This window comes from Vibrio sp. 2130-1 (genome assembly GCF_033339515.1).
The window spans coordinates 1-673 of the sequence record NZ_JAWOUT010000326.1; the positions used below are offsets into that span (position 1 = coordinate 1).

Annotated in this window: 1 pseudogene; it reads right to left on the reverse strand. The window is 44.1% G+C overall.

Going from position 1 to position 673, the window contains the following annotated elements:
• Window positions 1-673, reverse strand: a pseudogene (locus R7Q09_RS26010) (polymer-forming cytoskeletal protein); the annotation flags it as partial.

Consider the following 673-nt stretch of genomic DNA (forward strand, 5'->3'; position numbering starts at 1 on the left):
CAAATGGAGCTCGAGTAATCGCAACGTGATTGGCCAACACCGCAGAACTGAGAATACTTGCCAGTTACACTATGAGGGTGCGAACTTCCCGGCGTTTGTTGGATTTCGCCGCAAACCTGACTTCCAACACCTTGATTAAAGTTTAATGTCTGGCAGTACTTAATCGCAGTATCTTTCGCGTAGAACGAACCGTTCAGTGCGGCAGATGCACCTTTGGACTCCGTCGTGCCGTAAATCGCCATATCATCAATAAGCAGAGAACTGTGCGCCACAATATCACCGACGACGAAATGTTGTTGGAAAGGGTGATTCGTCTTGAGATGCAATTGATGGCCTTTTGATTCAATGGTGCCACAAACGTTAGTATTGATTATATCGGTCGTACTGTGAGTCAAAATTTTACTAATAATGGTGTTGTACTTACCGTCAATATGAAGCGTCGACCCCGTTAGCACTATATCCCCATCGATGAGAACATTATGCAGTTTTGTTGGGTAGGCCGACAGAAGGTCACCATAAATAACAGTGTGTTTGTTTTGGTAATCTTCAATGCTAGAAGCTTGCTCATTGTTAACCTTCAACTCGACCGAAAGCGAGCGAAGTGAGATGCGTTTATTAGGCTCACCAATTCGGTTATTACCCTCTAAAACAATGCCTTGATGAGCTTCTAGTA